Genomic DNA, 19,508 nt, shown 5'->3' on the forward strand with positions numbered 1-19,508 from the left:
TTCCAGGCTTGATGCCTGAAAACTGAATCCGAAACGAATCTGCATTCTACGTATAGGATAAGCCCTCGACCGATTAGTATTGGTCAGCTCCATGCATTGCTGCACTTCCACCTCCAACCTATCTACCTCGTCGTCTTCAAGGGGTCTTACTAATTGGGAAATCTCATCTTGAGGGGGGCTTCACGCTTAGATGCTTTCAGCGCTTATCCCGTCCGTACGTAGCTACCCAGCCATGCTCCTGGCGGAACAACTGGTGCACCAGCGGTACGTCCATCCCGGTCCTCTCGTACTAAGGACAGCTCCTCTCAAATTTCCTGCGCCCACGACAGATAGGGACCGAACTGTCTCACGACGTTCTGAACCCAGCTCGCGTACCGCTTTAATGGGCGAACAGCCCAACCCTTGGGACCTACTTCAGCCCCAGGATGCGATGAGCCGACATCGAGGTGCCAAACCTCCCCGTCGATGTGGACTCTTGGGGGAGATAAGCCTGTTATCCCCAGGGTAGCTTTTATCCGTTGAGCGATGGCCCTTCCATGCGGTACCACCGGATCACTAAGTCCGACTTTCGTCCCTGCTCGACTTGTAGGTCTCGCAGTCAAGCTCCCTTATGCCTTTGCACTCTGCGAATGATTTCCAACCATTCTGAGGGAACCTTGGAACGCCTCCGTTACTCTTTAGGAGGCGACCGCCCCAGTCAAACTGCCCGCCTGACACGGTCCCCGTACCCGGTAAGGGTACTAGGTTAGAACCTAGATACGATCAGGGTGGTATCCCAACGGCGCCTCCACCGAAGCTTGCGCTCCGATTTCTACGGCTCCCACCTATCCTGTACAGATCGTACCCAAATTCAATATCAAGCTGCAGTAAAGCTCCATGGGGTCTTTCCGTCTTGTCGCGGGTAACCTGCATCTTCACAGGTATTAAAATTTCACCGGATCTCTCGTTGAGACAGCGCCCAAGTCGTTACGCCATTCGTGCGGGTCAGAATTTACCTGACAAGGAATTTCGCTACCTTAGGACCGTTATAGTTACGGCCGCCGTTTACTGGGGCTTCGGTTCATAGCTTCGGGTTACCCCTAACCACTCCCCTTAACCTTCCAGCACCGGGCAGGCGTCAGCCCGTATACTTCGCCTTGCGGCTTCGCACAGACCTGTGTTTTTGCTAAACAGTCGCTTGGGCCTTTTCACTGCGGCCCCCTCGTGCTATTCACACTACCGGGGCACCCCTTCTCCCGAAGTTACGGGGTCATTTTGCCGAGTTCCTTAACGAGAGTTCTTCCGCGCGCCTTAGAATTCTCTTCTCGCCTACCTGTGTCGGTTTGCGGTACGGGCACCTTCTCCTGGCTAGAGGCTTTTCTTGGCAGTGTGAGATCATGACCTTCGCTACTATAATTTTCGCTCCCCATCACAGCCCAGCCTTATCGATGTGCGGATTTGCCTACACATCAGCCTCACTGCTTAGACGGACATCCATCAGTCCGCGTCACTACCCTCCTGCGTCACCCCATCGCTCATAGCGGATTACGGTGGTACAGTAATTTCAAACTGTTGTCCTTCGACTACGCCTTTCGGCCTCGCCTTAGGTCCCGACTTACCCTGAGCGGACGAGCCTTCCTCAGGAAACCTTGGGCTTTCGGCGGATCAGATTCTCACTGATCTTTTCGTTACTCATACCGGCATTCTCACTTGTGTAGTGTCCAGCGCTCTTTTCAGTACACCTTCAACCCCTACACAACGCTCCCCTACCCCAGATGCAAAGCATCTAGCCATAGCTTCGGTGGTGTGTTTAGCCCCGTTACATTTTCGGCGCAGAGTCACTCGACCAGTGAGCTATTACGCACTCTTTCAATGGTGGCTGCTTCTAAGCCAACATCCTGGTTGTCTGTGCAACTCCACATCCTTTCCCACTTAACACACACTTGGGGACCTTAGCTGATGGTCTGGGCTGTTTCCCTTTTGACAATGGATCTTAGCACTCACTGTCTGACTCCCGGCAATAAGTATATGGCATTCGGAGTTTGACTGAGCTTGGTAATCCTTGCGGACCCCGCACCCAATCAGTGCTCTACCTCCACTACTCTTATACCGAGGCTAGCCCTAAAGCTATTTCGGGGAGAACCAGCTATCTCCGAGTTCGATTGGAATTTCTCCGCTACCCCCACCTCATCCCCGCACTTTTCAACGTACGTGGGTTCGGGCCTCCAGTGCGTGTTACCGCACCTTCACCCTGGACAGGGGTAGATCACACGGTTTCGGGTCTACGTCCACATACTAATTCGCCCTATTCAGACTCGCTTTCGCTGCGGCTCCACCTTCTCGGCTTAACCTTGCATGTTAAACGTAACTCGCCGGTTCATTCTACAAAAGGCACGCCATCACCCATTAATAGGGCTCTGACTTTTTGTAAGCACACGGTTTCAGGTTCTATTTCACTCCCCTTCCGGGGTGCTTTTCACCTTTCCCTCACGGTACTGTTTCACTATCGGTCGCCAGGTAGTATTTAGCCTTAGCAGATGGTCCTGCTGGATTCATACGGGGTTTCACGTGCCCCGCACTACTCGGGATCCGTCTCGGAGAGAATACAGTTTAGGTTACAGGGCTTTTACCTCTATCGCGGGCCTTTCCAGACCTCTTCACCTACCATATTCCTTTGTAACTCCATGTGAGACGTCCCACAACCCCTAAGAGCAAGCTCTTAGGTTTAGGCTGTTCCGCGTTCGCTCGCCGCTACTGACGGAATCACTATTGTTTTCTCTTCCTCAGGGTACTTAGATGTTTCAGTTCCCCTGGTCTGCCTCTACACACCCTATGTATTCAGGTATGAGTAACTGCGAATTACCACAGCTGGGTTTCCCCATTCGGACACCCCCGGATCAAAGCTTGCTTACAGCTCCCCGAGGCAGTTTCGTTGTTCGCCACGTCCTTCGTCGGCTCCTGGCGCCTAGGCATCCTCCGTGTGCTCTTATTAGCTTAACCTTGATTTTTCCGCAGGAAAATATCATACGATGACATTCTCTTTGGAATCATCTCACTAATAACATTTACTTGTTTGCACAAGTTGCTAAAAGATGTTCTAAAACGCAAATTCGTTTCGGTATCCAGTTTTCAAGGATCAAGTCTTACTTGAGAGCTTAAACTCTCAAAACTGAGCAACGAGTGAGTAACAGGCCTAAACCTGAGTTTTGGAAGCTTAGCTTCCGATTTGAATGTTCTCATTGCAGAGAACGATTCTCCATAGAAAGGAGGTGATCCAGCCGCACCTTCCGATACGGCTACCTTGTTACGACTTCACCCCAATCATCTACCCCACCTTCGGCGGCTGGCTCCCTTGCGGGTTACCCCACCGACTTCGGGTGTTGTAAACTCTCGTGGTGTGACGGGCGGTGTGTACAAGACCCGGGAACGTATTCACCGCGGCATGCTGATCCGCGATTACTAGCAATTCCGACTTCATGCAGGCGAGTTGCAGCCTGCAATCCGAACTGAGACCGGCTTTGATGGGATTGGCTCCACCTCGCGGCTTCGCTTCCCGTTGTACCGGCCATTGTAGTACGTGTGTAGCCCAGGTCATAAGGGGCATGATGATTTGACGTCATCCCCACCTTCCTCCGGTTTGTCACCGGCAGTCACTCTAGAGTGCCCAGCATTACCTGCTGGCAACTAAAGTTAAGGGTTGCGCTCGTTGCGGGACTTAACCCAACATCTCACGACACGAGCTGACGACAACCATGCACCACCTGTCTCCTCTGTCCCGAAGGCCGCTGCTATCTCTAGCAGATTCAGAGGGATGTCAAGACCTGGTAAGGTTCTTCGCGTTGCTTCGAATTAAACCACATACTCCACTGCTTGTGCGGGTCCCCGTCAATTCCTTTGAGTTTCAGTCTTGCGACCGTACTCCCCAGGCGGAGTGCTTACTGTGTTAACTTCGGCACCAAGGGTATCGAAACCCCTAACACCTAGCACTCATCGTTTACGGCGTGGACTACCAGGGTATCTAATCCTGTTTGCTCCCCACGCTTTCGCGCCTCAGCGTCAGTTACAGCCCAGAAAGTCGCCTTCGCCACTGGTGTTCCTCCACATATCTACGCATTTCACCGCTACACGTGGAATTCCACTTTCCTCTTCTGTACTCAAGCCACCCAGTTTCCAGTGCGACCTCAGGTTGAGCCCAAGGTTTAAACACCAGACTTAAATAGCCGCCTGCGCGCGCTTTACGCCCAATAATTCCGGACAACGCTTGCCCCCTACGTATTACCGCGGCTGCTGGCACGTAGTTAGCCGGGGCTTTCTTCTCAGGTACCGTCACTCCGGTAGCAGTTACTCTACCGGACGTTCTTCCCTGGCAACAGAGCTTTACGATCCGAAAACCTTCATCACTCACGCGGCGTTGCTCCGTCAGGCTTTCGCCCATTGCGGAAGATTCCCTACTGCTGCCTCCCGTAGGAGTCTGGGCCGTGTCTCAGTCCCAGTGTGGCCGTTCACCCTCTCAGGTCGGCTACGCATCGTCGCCTTGGTGGGCCGTTACCCCACCAACTAGCTAATGCGCCGCAGGCCCATCCCTCAGTGACAGATTGCTCCGTCTTTCATTCTTCTCTCAGGAGAAAAAAGAAATTATCCGGTATTAGCTACCGTTTCCGGTAGTTATCCCAGTCTGAAGGGCAGGTTGCCTACGTGTTACTCACCCGTCCGCCGCTAAGTTATTTTGAAAGCAAGCTTTCAAAATAACTCCGCTCGACTTGCATGTATTAGGCACGCCGCCAGCGTTCGTCCTGAGCCAGGATCAAACTCTCCAATTAGTATTGAAAAGAGCGATATGCTCATTTTGAAACATCTGACGAGAAAATTAATTCTCTAATTTGGATTTCACTTACGTGATTTCCCACTCACTCGTTGTTCAGTTTTCAAAGATCAAGCTGTTTATTTCGTCGATGTGTTGTTCAGCAGCGACCTTTATAATATATCACAGCGTCCTCGTTTTAGTCAACCTTTTTTTTAATTTCTTTTTTTGGTTGTCTTTCGAATGTTTTCGAAAGCACATCTCTGTGTCAGAGGGACGAGTTATAATTTAACACATGAACAAGGAAAGAGTCAACCATTAATTTTTCCGAATAAATATGAGCGTTTCATATTAGTAAACAAACAAAAAGAGAGTGCTCAGCCTCTCCCTATCCTTGCTCATCTCTCTATAATTAATCATCTTCTGCTGTATCTAATTCATCTCTATAATGTATAGCGGATCGCATGCCCTTCTCCCTCGTGAACATCAGCCCAAGATGTAATCTCTCGGATTAGCGAACGAGAAACCAGCTTTCGTAAAACAAGGGGTAGTTCAGACTCTAATTGACTCAGACCTGAATGCTGCAGTAATTCTTTAATGCTCCATGCTTCCTTACGGCTATTCAAAATATTAAAGAGCAATAGACAACAGTCCGTCATTTTGGACATAATCCCAAATTCACATGCAAGAAGCACAAGCTCCACACGTTGCTCTAAGGTCTCAGTACTGACCGTTAACTCCTCATAAAGTTTATGAACGGAGGTATTCATGCTTTTAACCTGCTCCCAAATAGCTGGCTCGGGGAAAGCACCCACTTCACTCACTTCTATTCTTGCCCAATGATATAAGGCTATCAATACACAGTTGTAAGCATCCATAATAAAGCCAGCCTCTATATAGCGCTTGGATTTCACATACATATGCAAAAAGCGAGCAAACTCCATAAATGCGACCCGTTCCTTAATCGGTCCTTCAAATTGTAATATCTCGCGGCGCATTTCCTCGAGTATTCCCTTGGGGTCCCAGATCACTTCCCCCCTCATCAAACTGATAAGAAGTTCGTTATTATCCCCTGCCATAACAGCCTGCTCCAAAGCAAAAAGGCCGATATGGACTGACTGGGTCCGTTGGTCACCGGCAATGGTATGGCGAACAATATGCTCTCTATCCTGTTCTTCATGCAATACTAACACTACCATATCAAAATCTTGAAGAAGTGCGCTTTGAAACGGAATATCCCCATTCTGCCGCAAAACGACCGCTCCTAAAACATTCTCATCAAACGTTTCTCCACTCAACAAAGTTACATTGGACAATTCCATGCTTCCCTCCATTAAATTTGGCGATTTTGCGTCCAGTCAGTTATAATTCAGTTATAATTATTATTCTACATATGAAAGACAGTTCCTTCTGGACAACCCAACTATATTTAGTTAGGAGCAAACACTCATGAAGTTTAAAACGGCTAAGATCAACGCTTTTCGCACATGGGGATTACTGCTCACAATGCTCGGAATGGGACTTATGGTTTTGGGTACGGCGGGCATCGTGTTTTGGGGCTCAACTGGAAAAGTATTCGCTGGAATCGGTCTTGTAATCGGTTTAATCTCAATGATGGCAAGTCTTGCAATCTATTTCTGGGCTGGGATGCTGTCAACTAGCGCAGTCCAACTGGAATGCCCTGAATGTCACAAGCTGACCAAAATGCTGGGCAAAACAGACCGCTGTATGTTCTGCCATACCATCCTTACTATGGATCCAGCTGAGGCCAATATTACTGCGGAACAACTTAAGAGTCAGCAGCTTAATCAATAAAACACATCTTACAGAAGCTTATTACTAGCGATTTATAATGCAATCAAACATTTGCTTAATACAACAAAGGGGCCCCTATATTGGGAGCCCCTTTGTTTATTATGAATGAAATAATAATTACTTATGAATCCCTTGTAATGCCTCCCACGCAGACGGATTACTAAAGCTGCGATTCCATGAACCGATGCCACCAAGCCCTAAAGACTTAGCAAGCTCAACTCTAGCTTTTAAAGAAACTTTGTCTTCGATCCATATTTTTTTAAGAGCGCCATCCTCCTTATACTCAACGTAATTCTGCCCTGCTGCCTTATCAAAGGTTGGGGTCAGCTTCTTCTCTTTAATAATTTTTTCAACGGCATTCATACTAACCGATTTAGAGCTTACTTTGGTCTTGCCATCCACCTGGGCCTCAGTCCAGATTCTAGTATACAGTGGAATCCCTAGAATCAGCTTCTCAGGCGGCACATCGTCTTCCTCTATGATCCGGCTTAACGAGCTTTCTACCCACGGCAGAGACGCAACAGAGCCCGCTACAGGACTAGCAGCCCAATGCTCGTCATAAGCCATAACAATAAGATAATCAACTACTGAATTAAGAGCTCTACGATCAAGGAATGCTGACCACATCTCACTGTTGGATTTAGGGGTTACGTCTATGGAGACGATTAAGTTTTTGGCTTGAGCCATAGGTTTTAGCTCTCGCATAAATTGTGTAACATTCTCCCCGTCTTTCGTATATACATTCTCAAAGTCAATATTAATTCCATCCAGCTTGTATAAATCTGAATACTCGAGGATCTGTACGATCGCGTTCATCCGCTTCTCATAGCTCGACAATGCCTCAGTGGTTATGTCTGGTTCAAAGCTATTGCTGAGCAGCCCCCATACTTCCAAACCGCGCTCATGGGCCCACTGCACATACGCACTATCAGCCTGACTGCGCACATTCCCGTCACCATCTATGATACTGAACCAAGTCGGGCTAGCCACGTTAACGCCCGGAAGCTCACCGAATGTACTTGGGTCAGGTTTGCGTTGATAAACAGCTTCCCAATACAAATTCACTGACTTCCCTTTCCAGCTTCGTTCTGCCCGTGAGGGAGTGGTGCTTTTGGGTTCCACTGTCTTTTGACCGTCTGAGATAATATCACTGGCCTTGGTATAACCCGCATAACCGCTGCTTAACTGCACATACAGCCAGTCCTCATTTTCCTTATTCCAAATACTCACGATGGCACCTGGGGACATATCGGCCACGATGGGTGCGTGAATCGACGCTTCGCTGCGAAGAGCGACTGTCTTATCACCTGCTTCACCTTTCACTTTCCCCAGCGGTACAGTCTCCCCTGCTGTCATTAACAGCACAGCCCCGGTAGTCGTATCCTCTTGAATCTCAAACCCATACAGGTCTTCTAAAACATCCGCAGGAAGATAAGTTATCTTTTCCTTAACTTCAGGTGCCAGCCGCAGCTGCAGCGGACGATTGTTCAGACTAGCATCGGTTTTATCCTCTTGCATATATAGAAGTTCACTTTCCGTTGATAGGATGACCGATTTAGTCTTTTCTTCATAACGAATAGATGAGTCCACATGTTCCTGCAGTAATGGTAGAGGTAAAAGCATGCTATCACCGGTCCCTGAGGCGGAATATCCTGTTAGCTCTCCTTTTACGAAGATAGGATGTTCTAGGCCTTTCCAGTCTGGATCGATGTGCTGGCGATTTGGCAATACAAAAAACACAACCCAATAAGCTGCTGCCGCAATGAGCAAAAGTCCAAAAAAGCGTCGGAAAAGACCTCCGCGCTTTTTGACGCGTTTCTGTCTATATCTTCTGTCCAAAATATATCCTCCAAATATTAGATGATTTTAAGTTAAGTCTAACAATACGATTATAACATCCACTTGGTTCCGGATAACCAGTATAAGTTAGTCATTTTCACTATATTTTGTTATTTTGAAAAAAATAAAAACGTGAGTCCTCCGCTTTCGGATTTCACACGTTTATTGTGTAGCTTGGCTATACGCCCTTAAGTACAGTAGTATTCTGTCTTATTGTTGCTTCTCTCTGCAACATTTGCAAACTCCATGCAATTCCATACGCAAACCCGTAATTTTGAAGCCCGTTTCCTGCTCTGCATGTATCTCTACATCATGAAGCGAAGGATAACTAAAATCTTCAATCTTACCGCATAGCTGACAGATGACATGATAATGATCAGATACATTGGCATCAAAACGACTGGAACTATCCCCGTAGGTCAACTCGCGAACCATGCCGGCTTCCATAAACATCTTGAGATTATTATATACAGTTGCTACGCTCATGCTCGGAAATTTCGGCTCTAGCGCCCGGTATATATCGTCAGCTGTAGGATGATTCATTGCTTCCATCAAATACGTAAGAATCGCATGACGCTGGGGCGTTATACGGACACCTGTTGTCTTTAATTGTTCCAGTGCATGTTGTACTCCACTCCCCATTACTGTCACCGCCTTTTGAATTTAAAAATAAAAGAAATACTTCTTAAGATTGTAAGACCGATTTTTCAATATTGTCAACGAAGTCTATACATTATATTTATTATTATATAAGAAAAATTACTTTTTTCAATATTTCCTAACATTTAGATTGCTATTTCCTTCAACATGAAGCTTGAACTCGCCGGTTCCCACTTCACCTGATACTTTTTTCTTATCAATTGTAAGTTCAGGCAAATCTGAAGTAATATCACCATATCCACTGGAACCATTCACTGTATAGTTGCTTAACATCGGTAAATACAATTGAATGTCACCAACTGCGCTATAAATGTCCCAATCTCCAGCGACATCAGAAGAGCGAACATCAATGGTACCATTTAGAGATTCGGCATGTAGCTTGGATTTGGCTCCATCCACCTCTAAATTACCGTTTTTGGTAGTAATATCGATATCATTGCTATTTCCGATCGCACTAATATTGCCGACAGCCGTCGATAATTTCAAAGCACCGGTAACATCCCAAGCATTCATATTGCCTCCGCTCGTTGTTAAATCAACGCTGCCTTGAACAGATCTGGCACGGACAGCTCCATTCAGTGTTTTTCCCTTAACATTACCAAAGATACGATGAAGGATCAGCTCTCCATTCCCCGTTTCCAGAGAAATGTCTTCAATGGCTTCTACATTCTGCAACGTGATCCCGCCATTCATAGTGCGAACATCGAGGTTAAAGCGGCGATCCTCCGGCAAGTAAATGTCTAAATCCATGCGTGGCTGGCGTTTACCGGATTCTCCATAGGCCTTGCTATTCGAGGTGATTTTTATGTTGGGCCCTTCAACAACGTCCACAAAGGACTGTTCTGATATAGCTTCAGCCATCGGCCCATCCAACTGATCTACCCAAACTGTCGTTGTAATTTGAATATCATCCACTGGAGCACGGTGTAATAAAATATCACCATTAATACTATCAATAGATATTTTGGCTGTATTTAATTCCACCGGAACAATTAGCGGGGCTTTCTGATATTTGCTGCCTTTAGCCTCACCATAGTCCACTGCTGCTGCCGTCAGGTTTAGACTGACATTTTTCCATAGATATAAATAATGTTCTTGCTCTGCAACAATAAATACACTCGCAGCTAGCAATATAGCAGATAAAAGCCCACGTAAATCCAATCTGATTCTGGTTTCCTTGGCTGAACGGTTAGAGAAGATAAACATCAGCAGGAACTCAATCCCCCATAACACCGGGATGACTGGCCACCACTTCAAGAGCAGAAGCATATAGTCAGTTCCCTCTCTCCAATCCAAAAACAAAGGAACAGAAATAGCTATCAATAATACAGAAGCTGTATATCTTCCCACGCGCCGCTTGCGAGCTTCATTGTCTTTACGCTGCACAACTGCTCTGGCAATTTCTCTAGCTCCTATAAATAAGCCACCGCATACTAAAATGACAGACACGGCCATTTCGGCATAATGTTCAATAAAGAACTGGAGCCATGTTGGTTTCTGCCGGAACAGAATAAGCAGGGCGCCCCCTAAGAGCAATAAGAGTCCAAAGGATATCCCAGGCTCGCTAACGATACTACGACGTTTAGGAGCCTCGTTTGCTTTGGTCACAGAAATAGCAAGATCATGATCCTCTGGGAAGCGAAGAAGCCTGTCCGCTGATTGCAATACGTCATACACGTTATAAAAATAGATCACTGGAATAATGAGCGCAAGTAAAATAAGCAGTGGAACATTGATCTGCATCCCGATGGATGAGAAATACAATAAAGCTGAGATATCCAAAAGAATTAGAAAGATGAAGGTGATCCCTTTTCGGAGAAGCCCAAAATACAAATGCCCCGTCCCAGGGATGAGTGCTGCCAGCAGTCCAGCAATAAATTTACGTTTGCGGTGGCGCCGCTTCGGACGCGGAGGAATAATCCTCTTCTGTATCTCATTTTCCTTAGTCTCTATATCAACAGAACCTTGCAGTTCTTCCTGCTCTGGGAGCATTGCAGAGTCATGTTTCATTTTGGACTCCTCCTTTCGTAAATAGTTGTCTATGAATATCTTTTTTCAAAGAGAACCACTCCGATGAAATTCAATCAATTCAACTCCTGGAGCGACTTCCTCCACACCGGTAGGCAGAAAACCATGTTTACTGTACAACGAAACGGCAGGTGTATTCTTTTTGCCTGTCGACACAATGAATTGCTCCATCCCTGCAAAATGCTCAAATACATATTCCAAAAGATGGCTAGCGATACCTCTACGAAAAAAGTCCGGCCCCACCATCATTCGTGTAATCGTCAATTTTCCAGGAGATTCTTCCTCTACAGCAACAGCACCCATTAGTTCCTCATCTTTATCGAAGCAGCCATAAAAACCCTCTTTAGAGCGGCTGAGCATTTCTCTCGTCTCCATCAGAGGTGGTATTTCACGAAAGCCTATAAGTTCAGCTTCCAGTCTATAGGCCTTATGCTGAAGACTCCATAATTCATTAACGGTGCTTTCATCCTGCAGATTTAGCTTGTTAATTGTATTCATCCTAACCAGTCCCCTTATATGCCGCTAAGGGCCTGCCGTTGCCGACAAGCCCTTAGCTTATTACATAAGTATATTACCCCAATTATAAACGCCGCTGGCGTCCTTTTACAGACGACAAGCGTTTAGCTGCTCAATACCTCAATGAGAAGTTTATTAGCAAGACCCGGATTCGCCTTACCTTTACTTTCTTTCATGACTTGTCCGACCAGGAAGCCGATTGCTTTCTGTTTACCCGCTTTATAATCTTCCACTGATTGCGGATTGGCGGCTACGACTGCTTCCACTATCCCTTTAATGGCACCTTCATCGCTGATCTGCACTAGACCTTTTTCCTCAACGATAACAGCTGGCAGTTTACCGCTCTCTAGCATTTCTTTAAATACTGTTTTAGCGATTTTGCTGCTGATGGTTCCGGCTGCAATCAGCCCGATCATCTCGCCTAACCCTTGTGGTGTAATTTGTACCTGCGACAACTCCAGATTATTACCATTCAAATAGGCAAGCAAGTCACCCATAATCCAGTTAGCTACAGCCTTGGCATCCTGCGTATAGGCAAGACACCCTTCGAAAAAGTCCGCTAACAGTTTAGAGGATGTAATGACGCCTGCATCATAAGCTGTCAGGCCCAGTTCCTCGCTATAACGTGCTTTCCGGGCATCCGGAAGTTCTGGAATCGTTGAACGAATGGATTCTTTCCAAGCATCATCAATATGCAGAACGATCAAGTCCGGGTCCGGGAAGTAACGATAATCATGCGCTTCTTCTTTCCCGCGCATCGATAATGTTTTCCCTTGTGCTTCATCCCAGCGGCGAGTCTCCTGCACAACAACTCCACCATCATCCAGGATCTCAGCCTGACGATATTGTTCATACTCCAGTCCACGCAATACACCGCGGAAGGAGTTCATGTTCTTAAGCTCTGCTCTAATGCCGAATTCCTCTTGTCCTTCTGGGCGTAGACTGATGTTCGCGTCACAGCGCATCGATCCTTCTTCCATCTTGACATCGGATACGTCACAATACTGCATAATCGCACGGATTTTCTCCAGATAAGCACGAGCTTCCTCAGGGGAGCGCAGATCAGGTTCGGATACGATTTCGATAAGCGGTGTTCCCACCCGGTTAAAATCGACTAGCGAGGCAAAACCGCCATCTACGTGCGTAAGCTTACCTGCATCCTCTTCCAAATGAAGACGAGTAATGCCGATCCGTTTGGTCTCTCCGTTAACTTCAATGTCGATCCAACCGTTCAGGCCGATAGGCTGATCAAATTGTGAAATCTGATAAGCTTTTGGTGAATCCGGGTAAAAATAGTTCTTGCGGTCGAATTTGCTAACATCACCAATGGTGCAATTCAGCGCCATCGCTGCTTTCATAGCGTATTCTACCGCTTGTTTGTTGAGCACTGGCAATACGCCGGGGTGACCCAAGCAGACAGGACAGGTATGAGTGTTAGGTGGGGCTCCAAATTCAGTGGAGCATCCGCAAAAGATTTTGGAGTTGGTATGAAGCTCTACGTGAACTTCCAAGCCGATGACCGTTTCGTATTTAGACATAAGTAATCCCATTCCCTCCTTTACTACAGCTGTGGACGCTGCTTGTGATGATCTGTATTTTGTTCAAAAGCATGAGCGACACGCAAAATCGTGCTCTCGTCAAATTCCTTACCGATAATTTGCAGACCTACAGGCATGCCTTCCGCAAAACCACAAGGAACACTCACGGCCGGAATACCCGCCAAGCTTACAGGAATCGTGAGAATATCGTTCAGATACATGGTCAGCGGATCTTCAGTCTGTGAACCCAATTTGAATGCTGTCGTTGGTGCTGTTGGGCCGATGACCACATCATATTTTTTAAAGATGTCATCAAAGTCCTGTTTAATCAAAGTACGCACCTTTTGTGCTTTTAAATAGTAAGCATCGTAATACCCGGAGCTGAGTGCATAAGTACCCAACATAATACGACGTTTAACCTCAGGGCCAAAGCCGCGGCTGCGGGAATTAAGATATAGATCAAGCAATCCTCCGCCTTCATCTACACGTGCGCCATAACGCACACCGTCAAAACGCGCGAGGTTAGATGAAGCTTCCGAAGAGGACAGCAAATAATAAGCTGCTACTGCGTATTCCGTATGTGGTAATGAAACTTCCTCCCAGACAGCACCCATTCCTTCCAGCACTTTAAGTGCAGACAAAACTGTCTCACGCACAGAAGCATCGACACCTGCTCCCAGGTATTCCTTAGGAACAGCAATGCGAAGTCCGGAAACATCACCAGTAAGTGAACTCAAATAATCAGGAATTTCTACTTTAGCCGAAGTAGAGTCTTGGGCATCATAACCAGCAATTGCTTGAAGCACATAGGCAGAATCCTCTACATTACGTGTTAATGGTCCAATCTGATCTAGTGAGGAGGCAAAGGCTACCAGCCCGTAACGTGATACAAGACCGTAAGTAGGTTTGAGACCTACAACACCACAATAGGAAGCTGGCTGGCGGATGGAACCCCCAGTATCCGAACCTAGTGAGAAGAACACTTCGCCCGCAGCTACTGCTGCTGCAGATCCGCCACTGGAACCGCCGGGCACACGCTCTAAATCCCAAGGATTGCGTACAGGACCAAAGCTTGAGTTCTCATTAGATCCGCCCATTGCGAATTCATCCATATTTAATTTACCGATCGTTACGGCATCTGCTTGCTGCAGTTTAGAAGCTACAGTAGCGTTATAAATCGGCTGGAAGTCGCTCAAAAATTGGCTGGCACAAGTTGTGCGCAGGCCTTTAGTTACAATATTATCCTTGATTCCAGCAGGAAGACCAAACAGCAACCCACGTGCTGCTCCGGATGCCAGTTTGTCGTCCAAAGCGCGTGCAGTGCTACGAGCGCCCTCCTCATTCAAGGTCAAAAATGCATTTACGTTCTTATCCCGCTCAGCGATAATCGCCAGCGATTCTTCAGTCAGTTCACTGACCGATACCTCTTTAGCAGTTAACATGCGGTGTACTTCAGGCAATCGATTTTGAAACAGGCTCAAGATTCTTCCCCCTTTCTAATTATGTAGTTATTCCAAAACAGCTGGAACCTTGAAATGTCCGTCTTCATCATCTGGAGCGTTAAGAAGTGCTTCCTCTTGCGTAAGGCTATCCTTCACAACATCCTCCCGCATTACATTGCTGACTTGCAGCACATGCGTGGTCGGCTTTACATTCTCCGTATCTAGCTCATTTAATTTCTCGGCATATTGTAAAATAGCATTCATTTGTTCTGTAAAGGTTGCCTCTTCTTCCGGGCTCAGCTGCAGACGAGCCAGCTTGGCCACATGCTGCACATCTTTAACGGTAATGCTCATAAGAAAAATCCCTCCTGTTTAAAGGGCTAAAGCGCCCGGATAACGTTTTTAATTATATTGTAGAAGCTTGGACAATTCAATGATGGGCTGTAAAACAAACGCTCCTTTATCAAAGTGAAGGGGATTCCTACACATTTTAAAGGAGCGTATCGTTCATCAATATATAGGTATTGTCATTTCCAACTGCGGAATATATTCGACTGCCGGGTATCCATTATTGTCTAGCAAATTTCGTTTTTCACTACCCTCTCCAGTATATTTGTAGAGAAAGGTTTTGATTGTCAGTGCTTTTACATCCTTGGGCAGCGGTACAATATTAACATCCTCTTTAAGACTATAATGGATTGTGTCATCTATCTTTTTCGAATCCGACCAACCATTGCTGCCGTTTACATATTGCAACAAGTTACCTTTATCATCATAGACTTCATAATTTAATGCCAGGTTGTTGGTATCTGTCAGATAAGTATAAGGAATACCCTCGAGGGCTACCGCACTCATCCGTATTTGTGTAGTTGCCGGAGTCTGTGTAATCTTCTCCACTGTGGTCGTTACATCATTGTAAGTTTGACTGATTCCGGGTTGCTGAACAATATTATGACTCATATCCTTTTTCACAGGAATTTCAATTTGAAAATCATCATCAATTCCGGACAGACGACCTTTTACTGTCATTTGGAACTGCTCTGGTAAAGTAATGCCTCCCTCATCATAGGATTTCTCTGAAAATTGCAAAATCAACGATTGTTCATCTACTCCCGGAGAAAGGATAAGGCCAATATTGTGTTTAAAAGAATCCTCTTCTTCCTCCCCAGCAGCGTTTAAAGGCTGTCCATCAATAAATACCTGCAAATCCTGAATGTCTCCACTGAATACTCCCTCTTCATCTTCACCTTCAAGTTTCAACGCTACAGAAAGCCGTGTGCCGTCATATATAACTTCATTAGCACGGATAATAACATCTTGAACCTGGCCACTGGTATCAACTGCAGTCGTTAAGCCTTGGCGACTCGCCGCTTGAAGTCCCATATCACCTGCGAGCTCAAAAATACTATTGACTAACGGAATACGTTCCAGCGACCTAGCCAATGCGGGAGAAGTAAAGCCGCTTCCAAGCACGATAACCCCCAAAACAAGAGCTGCCCCGAAGCCAAGTGCTGTCCTCTTAACATTACGAAATTTGTGCGTGGATCTCTTTATCTTCACATGATCCAGCATTGTATACGTATCCTCTTGACGTTGGCGAATCATAGAGGGAAGCTCATTTGCCGGGAGGATGTCCATATCTTTCAAAAGCAATTCAAGCTCTTGCGCTGTTCTCTTCTTCATCTGTTCCATCCTTTCTAAATATCATTAGAATCCATTCAATAAGTTTTTTCTTGCTCTGTAGAGGCGCGATTTGACTGCCGTTTCGGAAATATTCAGAAGATCGGCAATTTGCTTAACGGGCATGTCCTGAAAATAATGCAGCGATATCACGGTCTGGAGCGAAGTATCCAATCGTTCCACTGCTTCCCGCAGCTCAATTTTCTCATATTCTGCACCGGAAGAATGGCATTCCAAAGCAGTAAGGGGATCTCCAAACTCCACAATATTTGTCCGCTTGCGTTGGAGCTTATGACATTCATTTATAAGGATGCGAAGCATCCATGTCTTGAAAAATTCTGGTTGCCGCAATCCATGGATAGACCGGTAAGCCTTTAGGGTGGCTTCCTGCATGGCATCTGCACATTCCTCGTCCCTGCCCAAAATAGATCGGGCCATGCCGTACATTTCAGGTTCAATCTGCCGGCATAGCTGGATAAACGCTTCTTTATCGCCATTTCTCGCTTTTTGAACAGCGGTGATCATCTTCACTTGAGGTTCTCCTTTATTTAAGTTAAAACGCCTATACCGCAGATCTGCATTCTCGTATTCGGCTCTCAATAATTTAGATACATAAAACAGGAGATTGGTTGTATACCAAAAAAATAAAAACAAACTTTCGAAACTATAAAGAAGGAATAAAAGAAAAGATTTTGAAAATGATGTGTAAATTCAGAGGATTAATGTGGGGGAAATACTTTTTATGACAAAACAAAAAAGCCGGCTTGCGCCGGCCTTCCTTAAATCCAAGCTCGAAGATTCACTTGTTTGATGAAATCCGCTTGGGACATGCTTTCGCTTGACGTTGATTCCGTCTCTTCTATATCCATATCTTCACCGTTCATCAAATGATGGAACAGCTTCTCATTGTACGTGGACAAAGCATAATCAATCAACGCTTCATGCGTTGCTCTCTCAGCCTCAGCTACTAATAAATGTTCTTCCGCCTCAATGTCCTCAGCCGGAACATAAAAGTTCCTATTAGCCTCTGGTACACGAATAACATAGTCAAACGCATTATCGGGATTGCGGTCGTAAGCAATTAGGTAGCCGTATTCCCCGATAGGAAGACTCTGCTCGAAAGCGTCCGCAACAATGACAATCTTCTCTCCTAAACGCAGCATCGCCCTACCTCCTAACCCCAAAATCTTTCAAGATTTTGCTTGTTTCAACAGTCTACTAAAAAAAGATAGAACTGTCTAGTTGAAGGCTGGCCGATCCTACAAATTCTATGAAAATATACTATATTTAATAAAAATATAACTTATGGTTCAAGCGGGTAAGTTATTCTTCCTTGTCAAAAGTGCAGCACCCACTAAACAAATCAAGATCAAAATAGCTGCTGAAAGATAGGGTCCAACCCTGAAGCCTTCTCCAGCCATAAGAATTCCAGCCGATAACCCGGAAAGACCCGCAGGTGCCCATTCAAACCATGAAGGTAATAAGCTTTGGCCTAATGATAATCCTGCCATTAGCGCCAATGCTAAAAAGGCGGCAACTGGAGATTTTAAAAATCCACTAAACAACAACGTAGCTGAGACAGCACATAACAGCCACAATCCATATACTCCAGAAGCTGCGATGACATCTCCCCAAGATAGTGAACCAATCAACTGCTCCGTGTAGTAAGCCGCCCCCGCTGCACCTAATCCTAGAGCAACGATCAACAGGGTCAGCTGCGCTGCCCATTTAGCGAACACTATTGCGGCTGGAGAAACCGGCCTTACCAGAATTAATTCCATAGTTCCGCTATAGCGCTCACCGGCTAAAACATTCATCGCGCCAAGCGCCAATACTAACATTCCGATCGTTCCGTACTGTCCCAGAGATTGCGCCATCACAGCTGCGGCACTCGGTATTTCATACCCCTCTAGCAGACCTGGGGGAACATCACCTGAAGCTTTTAATATTTCCGGCAAATAATAAGTAGTTAACGGCTGCATAATACCTAATAGGATAAAAACGACAGGTATCCAGATTAACTTATAACTGCGAGCCATTTCGAGCATTTCTTTGCGATAAAGGACCCAGGCGCTTCTCATACTCCCACCACCTTCATAAATAAATCCTCTAACGTGGAAGAACCCGCTTCAAATTGCAGTAATGGAATTTCGAGCTGCGCCGCTTCTTGCAGAATCGTCCATCGGGCCATGTCTACATCGTTCACATTAAAAATTGCCTGATCTCCGAACAACTGAGTCTCTAGTACAAACGGTTTGGCAGCAAGAGACTCCAGCCACTGAATAGCTTTTTCTTGCTTCTCTGTACGTAAACGAATAACAGGAAGGCTGTATTGTGTACGCAGCTGTGATAAAGACCCCTTCTCAGCAATCAAGCCCTGATTCATTAAAATAATATCATCGCAAATTTCTTCTGCATCATGCAGCACATGTGTAGAAAAAACTACAGTTGTCTCTTCACGTATCTCCCGCAGCAGTCCCATTACTTCTCTGCGGCCAATCGGATCAAGTGCAGATACAGGCTCATCAAGCAACAGCAGACGAGGCCGGTGCACAAGCGCCTGAGCCAGACCCAGCCGCTGCTTCATCCCACCGGAGTATCCACCAATCCGGCGACGAGCATCACCTTTAAGCCCTACACGCTCAAGCGATTCCAATGCCCTGCTGGTTGCGTCTTTAGTTCCCATTCCACTAAGCTTTGCAGCGAAAACAACATATTCATGTCCAGTCATCCACCCATAAAAAGCTGGGGACTGTGGCACATATCCTAATCCTCTGCGATATTCGGCTCCAGGACGGCTCCCCTCAAATGAAATCATTCCAGAGGTGGGTTCTAGCAGCCCTGCCAGCATACGAAGTGTGGTCGTTTTCCCAGCACCGTTAGGCCCCAGTAAAGCGACGCACCGTTCTTTCTCAATTTCAAAGCTTATATCATTTACGGAAATATGCGCCCCATAGCTTTTGCGCAAATTCTTAACTTGAAGGAGTGACATCAGACATCTTTCCTTCCTATTGTGAAATAAGCTACGCTGCCTAATATATTTCCGCAAATAATGATAATAATCCACATCCATTTTGGACCACGAACGTTATCCGCTTTGGCCAGAGATATCAGACCAATAATAGCAAGCAAAGCCTGCAGAATAATTAACGGCATGATTAAACCCCATTTTACCTCTTCCATGAAGTACCACTCCTTGTAATAGGATGA

General features: G+C 46.1%; 15 protein-coding genes and 2 rRNA genes. 1 reads left to right on the plus strand and 16 read right to left on the minus strand.

The window, feature by feature from the left end; genetic code table 11:
• Nucleotides 1-53: 53 nt before the first annotated feature.
• The 3 genes from NST40_RS26955 to NST40_RS26965 all read right to left on the minus strand — a co-directional run bounded on the left by NST40_RS26955 (nucleotide 54) and on the right by NST40_RS26965 (nucleotide 6,102).
• A 23S ribosomal RNA gene (locus NST40_RS26955) occupies nucleotides 54-2,979 on the minus strand.
• Nucleotides 2,980-3,241: 262 nt separating this feature from the next.
• Nucleotides 3,242-4,799 (minus strand): 16S ribosomal RNA (locus tag NST40_RS26960).
• Together the 16S and 23S rRNA genes form the textbook arrangement of a ribosomal RNA operon.
• Before the next feature lie 424 nt (nucleotides 4,800-5,223).
• Entirely contained in the window at nucleotides 5,224-6,102 is an 879-nt protein-coding gene (locus NST40_RS26965) for a nucleotidyltransferase-like protein (protein ID WP_076128632.1), read from the minus strand.
• 127 nt (nucleotides 6,103-6,229) lie between these two features.
• Between NST40_RS26965 and NST40_RS26970 the strand changes: the two genes are divergently transcribed.
• The gene (locus NST40_RS26970; protein WP_036680151.1) at nucleotides 6,230-6,595 is read left to right on the plus strand and encodes a DUF2614 family zinc ribbon-containing protein; all 366 of its coding nucleotides are present in this window, start codon (nucleotides 6,230-6,232) and stop codon (nucleotides 6,593-6,595) included.
• Nucleotides 6,596-6,712: 117 nt separating this feature from the next.
• Here the strand turns inward: NST40_RS26970 and NST40_RS26975 are convergent, their stop codons facing one another.
• The 13 genes from NST40_RS26975 to NST40_RS27035 all read right to left on the minus strand — a co-directional run bounded on the left by NST40_RS26975 (nucleotide 6,713) and on the right by NST40_RS27035 (nucleotide 19,481).
• Nucleotides 6,713-8,434, minus strand: a complete 1,722-nt coding sequence (locus NST40_RS26975; RefSeq protein WP_076193678.1) for a glycosyl hydrolase family 18 protein — start codon at nucleotides 8,432-8,434, stop codon at nucleotides 6,713-6,715.
• Between the two features lie 210 nt (nucleotides 8,435-8,644).
• Complete coding sequence (perR, locus tag NST40_RS26980; protein WP_036680160.1) at nucleotides 8,645-9,076, minus strand: peroxide-responsive transcriptional repressor PerR; 432 nt, start codon at nucleotides 9,074-9,076, stop codon at nucleotides 8,645-8,647.
• Between the two features lie 126 nt (nucleotides 9,077-9,202).
• Nucleotides 9,203-11,104 carry a DUF4097 family beta strand repeat-containing protein gene (locus NST40_RS26985; protein WP_342410165.1) on the minus strand — a complete coding sequence of 634 codons (1,902 nt, stop codon included), beginning with the start codon at nucleotides 11,102-11,104 and terminating at the stop codon, nucleotides 9,203-9,205.
• Between the two features lie 45 nt (nucleotides 11,105-11,149).
• A complete protein-coding gene (locus NST40_RS26990) occupies nucleotides 11,150-11,620 on the minus strand; it encodes a GNAT family N-acetyltransferase (RefSeq protein WP_076277159.1) in 471 nt (156 codons plus the stop codon).
• Nucleotides 11,621-11,742: 122 nt separating this feature from the next.
• Nucleotides 11,743-13,176, minus strand: a complete 1,434-nt coding sequence (gatB, locus tag NST40_RS26995; protein ID WP_172628862.1) for an Asp-tRNA(Asn)/Glu-tRNA(Gln) amidotransferase subunit GatB — start codon at nucleotides 13,174-13,176, stop codon at nucleotides 11,743-11,745.
• Nucleotides 13,177-13,199: 23 nt separating this feature from the next.
• Nucleotides 13,200-14,657 (minus strand): Asp-tRNA(Asn)/Glu-tRNA(Gln) amidotransferase subunit GatA, encoded by a 1,458-nt coding sequence (gatA, locus tag NST40_RS27000; protein ID WP_076128638.1) that lies wholly within the window; start codon nucleotides 14,655-14,657, stop codon nucleotides 13,200-13,202.
• A 27-nt stretch (nucleotides 14,658-14,684) separates the two neighbouring features.
• The gene (gene gatC, locus NST40_RS27005; protein WP_036680166.1) at nucleotides 14,685-14,972 is read right to left on the minus strand and encodes an Asp-tRNA(Asn)/Glu-tRNA(Gln) amidotransferase subunit GatC; all 288 of its coding nucleotides are present in this window, start codon (nucleotides 14,970-14,972) and stop codon (nucleotides 14,685-14,687) included.
• 156 nt (nucleotides 14,973-15,128) lie between these two features.
• A complete protein-coding gene (locus NST40_RS27010; RefSeq protein ID WP_342410166.1) occupies nucleotides 15,129-16,301 on the minus strand; it encodes a DUF4179 domain-containing protein in 1,173 nt (390 codons plus the stop codon).
• A gap of 24 nt (nucleotides 16,302-16,325) precedes the next feature.
• Nucleotides 16,326-16,823: a sigma-70 family RNA polymerase sigma factor gene (locus NST40_RS27015; protein WP_036680329.1), complete on the minus strand. Its 498-nt coding sequence runs from the start codon at nucleotides 16,821-16,823 to the stop codon at nucleotides 16,326-16,328.
• Nucleotides 16,824-17,077: 254 nt separating this feature from the next.
• The gene (locus NST40_RS27020; protein WP_036680170.1) at nucleotides 17,078-17,461 is read right to left on the minus strand and encodes a hypothetical protein; all 384 of its coding nucleotides are present in this window, start codon (nucleotides 17,459-17,461) and stop codon (nucleotides 17,078-17,080) included.
• A gap of 147 nt (nucleotides 17,462-17,608) precedes the next feature.
• A complete protein-coding gene (locus NST40_RS27025; RefSeq protein ID WP_076128640.1) occupies nucleotides 17,609-18,379 on the minus strand; it encodes an ABC transporter permease subunit in 771 nt (256 codons plus the stop codon).
• Nucleotides 18,376-19,290, minus strand: coding sequence for an ABC transporter ATP-binding protein (locus tag NST40_RS27030; protein WP_076128642.1), 915 nt, complete (start codon nucleotides 19,288-19,290; stop codon nucleotides 18,376-18,378). The genes NST40_RS27025 and NST40_RS27030 overlap by 4 nt, the downstream gene beginning before the upstream one ends.
• Nucleotides 19,290-19,481, minus strand: coding sequence for a PLDc N-terminal domain-containing protein (locus tag NST40_RS27035; protein ID WP_036680175.1), 192 nt, complete (start codon nucleotides 19,479-19,481; stop codon nucleotides 19,290-19,292). The genes NST40_RS27030 and NST40_RS27035 overlap by 1 nt, the downstream gene beginning before the upstream one ends.
• Nucleotides 19,482-19,508 lie beyond the last annotated feature (27 nt).

Source organism: Paenibacillus sp. FSL R10-2778 (assembly GCF_038593035.1).
In the GTDB taxonomy this organism is placed as follows: domain Bacteria; phylum Bacillota; class Bacilli; order Paenibacillales; family Paenibacillaceae; genus Paenibacillus_AQ; species Paenibacillus_AQ odorifer.